The organism is Streptomyces sp. NPDC049577, assembly GCF_040675635.1.
Taxonomy (GTDB): Bacteria; Actinomycetota; Actinomycetes; order Streptomycetales; family Streptomycetaceae; genus Streptomyces.
This window is the reverse complement of record NZ_JBFAPH010000491.1, coordinates 1-3,393: the sequence shown is the minus strand read 5'-3', so window position 1 is coordinate 3,393 and position 3,393 is coordinate 1. Positions and strand designations below refer to the sequence as shown.

The 3,393-nt window shown below is 72.1% G+C and carries 3 protein-coding genes and 1 pseudogene; 1 reads left to right on the top strand and 3 read right to left on the bottom strand.

Features of this window, described 5'->3' with window-relative positions:
* Positions 1-10 precede the first annotated feature (10 nt).
* The 3 genes from AB0K09_RS31575 to AB0K09_RS31565 all read right to left on the bottom strand — a co-directional run bounded on the left by AB0K09_RS31575 (position 11) and on the right by AB0K09_RS31565 (position 2,971).
* Positions 11-607 (bottom strand): class I SAM-dependent methyltransferase, encoded by a 597-nt coding sequence (locus AB0K09_RS31575; RefSeq protein ID WP_366068822.1) that lies wholly within the window; start codon positions 605-607, stop codon positions 11-13.
* 165 nt (positions 608-772) lie between these two features.
* A complete protein-coding gene (locus tag AB0K09_RS31570; protein ID WP_366068821.1) occupies positions 773-1,450 on the bottom strand; it encodes a DUF402 domain-containing protein in 678 nt (225 codons plus the stop codon).
* 126 nt (positions 1,451-1,576) lie between these two features.
* Positions 1,577-2,971, bottom strand: a complete 1,395-nt coding sequence (locus tag AB0K09_RS31565) for a class II fumarate hydratase (protein ID WP_366068820.1) — start codon at positions 2,969-2,971, stop codon at positions 1,577-1,579.
* Between the two features lie 108 nt (positions 2,972-3,079).
* Here AB0K09_RS31565 and AB0K09_RS31560 point away from each other — a divergent pair.
* Positions 3,080-3,393: pseudogene (locus AB0K09_RS31560) on the top strand (hypothetical protein); the annotation flags it as partial.

Genomic DNA, 3,393 nt, shown 5'->3' with positions numbered 1-3,393 from the left:
ACACGCCGCGTCAGCCCCGCGCCGCGGCTAGCGTTACGCCCTCGACAGCACCCCCGAACCGCTTCGAGGAGCCCCATGGCCATGCCTTGTTGCCCAGGAACGGCATCGAGAAGTCGTCCACGTCGGCCTCGACCATCGAGAGCGCCAGCAGCCCCCCGGGTCTCAGCAGCCCGTGCAGCATCCGCAGCGCGTGCGGGATCTCGGCGCGCGGCAGCATGAGCAGGGAGAAGAAGGCGGCGATCCCGTCGAAGCTGCCCAGCCGGCCGTCGCGCAGCTCGGCCAGGTCCCCCAGGTGGAAGGTGGCCTCCGGCACGTTGACGCGGGCGAGGTCCAGCATGCCGGGCGAGAGGTCGTTGCACACCACCCGGTGCCCCGCGTCGACCAGTTGACGGGCCGTCGGCAGTCCGGTGCCGCAGCCGACGTCCAGGATCCGGGAGCCGGGCGGCAGCGCGCCGGCGAGCCAGGCACCGGCCTCGATCTGGCCGTCCTTGTGCGGGAAGGCCTCGTCGTAGCGGTCGCCGATGGCGTCGAACGCCTCGGCCTGTCCGCTGCGGTCCAGCCCTAACCGGGCGTAGCCGTCGTACTCCCGCTGGTCGTCACCGCTCACGGCTCCGCCCTTTCTCGCTTCTTCTGTGGTGTCTCGTGCCGTGCCGTGCCGTATTCGCCGTGCCGTTCTCGCCGTGCAGTATCGCGGAGGCCGATCCTACGGTTGTCCCGCGGGGCGACGGCAAGCAATTCACGGCGACGTTCCGAGGAGGACGCGCGCAGCGGCTCAGGCGGGGAGGCCGGCCGGGGTGCGGTCCCAGTCCTCGGGGAGCTCCGGGACCGTCCAGGCCGGGTCGGGCCGCCAGCGCTCCCAGCCGGAGGCGAAGGGCGCGCCCCACGCCTCGATCAGCTCGACCGCCGCGCGCCCGGCCGTCCGCACCCGGGCCGCCTGCGCGGCGCTCATCAGGCCGACGCGCTGGGCCTGCGCGAACTCGTCCTCGTCCTTCCACTCCCAGCGGCGGTCGGGGTAGACGGCGATGTCGAGGAAGTGGTCCTCGGAGTCGACGCCGCCGGACCAGCGGCGCAGCGGCTCCTCGAGGTTGACGTACCAGTTCTTGAAGCCCCAGTCGACGTCCCAGAACAGCCAGACCGACCAGGGCTCGCCCGGTCTCGCGAGCTTGAGCACCCCCGAGCCGAACCAGCGGGTGACCGCGGTGCTGCGGGGCTTGGTGTACCGGGTCGCGAGCGGCTCCTGGTGCACGGGCGTGCCGTCGGCGAGCTGTGGCTTGACGCAGTCGGTGCCGGGCGCCATCCAGGCGGCGAGCAGTTCGTCGGTGTCCTGCACGACGGTGACGGGGCGACAGATGTGGACCTGAGCGCTGGCATTGCCGCGGTAGCGCCAGAGGATGTGATCTCCGGGCGCCCAGTGGGCGGGTCCTGTCATGTCACTCGTCTCCGCTGCCATGCGCAGATCTTAGGCGCGGAGGGCGGGTATGCGCCGTGACGTGCGCCGCAATAGGTATAGGCCAGTGGGCCGGCCGGTCCGCGCCCGGGCCGGCCCCCGCGGGCCGGCCCCTCCCGGGCCCCCGGTTCACGGCCGCGTCATGCGCAGCACGTCCAGCGCCTCGTCCAGCTGCTCGCGCGTGAGCAGGCCCTTCTCGACGTAGCCGGACTCCAGGACGACCTCGCGGATCGTCTTGCGTTCGGCGAGGGACCTCTTCGCGACCTTCGCGGCCTCCTCGTAGCCGAGGTAGCGGTTGAGCGGGGTGACGACCGACGGCGAGGACTCCGCGTACTCGCGGGCGCGCTGCCGGTCGGCGGTGATGCCGTCGATCGTGCGGTCGGCGAGCAGGCGGGACGCGTTGGCGAGCAGGCGCACGGATTCCAGGAGGTTCTTGGCCATCACCGGGAGCATGACGTTCAGCTCGAAGTTGCCGGCGGCGCCCGCCGTGGCGACGGTGGCGTCGTTGCCGATGACCTGGGCGGCGACCATCAGGACGGCCTCGGGGACGACCGGGTTCACCTTGCCCGGCATGATCGAGGAGCCGGGCTGGAGGTCGGGCAGGGCGATCTCGGCCAGGCCCGTGCGCGGGCCGGAGGCCATCCAGCGCAGATCGTTAGCGATCTTGGTGAGGCCGACGGCGATGGTCCGCAGCTGCCCGCTGGTCTCCACCAGGCCGTCCCGGGCGCCCTGCGCCTCGAAGTGGTCGCGGGCCTCGGTCAGCGGCAGTCCGGTCGTGCGGGCGACCTCGGCGATGACGGCGGGGGAGAAGCCGGGGGGCGTGTTGATGCCCGTGCCCACGGCCGTGCCGCCCAGCGGCAGTTCGGCGAGCCGGGGCAGCGAGGCGCGCAGCCGCTCGACGCCGTACCGCACCTGTGCGGCGTAGCCGCCGAACTCCTGACCGAGCGTCACGGGCGTGGCGTCCATCAGATGCGTCCGGCCGGACTTGACGACGTCCGCGAATTCGGCCGCCTTGCGTTCCAGCGCGGCCGCGAGGTGTTCGAGGGCGGGGACGAGGTCGCGGGTCACGGCGGCCGTGGCGGCGATGTGGATGGAGGACGGGAAGACGTCGTTGGACGACTGGCTCGCGTTGACGTGGTCGTTGGGGTGCACGGCACGGCCCAGGCGCTCGCTCGCCAGGGTGGCGATGACCTCGTTGGCGTTCATGTTCGAGGACGTGCCGGAGCCGGTCTGGAAGACGTCGACGGGGAAGTGGTCGTCCCAGCGGCCCTCGGCGACCTCGGCCGCCGCCTCCTGGACGGCCGCCGCCAGGTCCGCGTCGATGACGCCGAGCTCAGCGTTGACCTTCGCGGCCGCCGCCTTGACGCGGGCCAGCGCCTCGATGTGCGCGCGCTCCAGGCGCTGTCCGCTGACGGGGAAGTTCTCCACGGCCCGCTGGGTCTGGGCACGCCACTTGGCGTGCGCGGGGACCCGCACCTCGCCCATGGAGTCGTGCTCGGTCCGGTACCGCTCGCTCTCGCTCATCACTCACTACCTCCTGACAAACAAATCGTTTGTCTCGTCCGTCCTGTTCCCAAAGCCACAACCGACTAGTAAATACCGCGGGTAACAACAGAACTTCGGGGAGGCTTCATGACACGCAGACCCACCCTGCGCTGTGCGCTCGCCGGCGTCGCGGCCCTCGCCGCGGCGCTGGGGGGCATGGCCGCCACCGGACCGGCCGCCCACGCGGAGACCCGCGCCACCGCCTCGACCCCCCTGACGCCGGAGCTGGAGAAGATCCGCGCCGCGGAGTCGGTCAAGCTCTACGGAGACGCGGCGGAGCGTCCGCTCGGGGCGCGCAAGACCTCGCTGGTCTCGCTCGGCGACAGCGAGATCTCCGGCGAGGGCGTCGGGACGTACGAGCCGGGCACGGCCGGGCCGACCCACTGGTGTCACCGCTCACC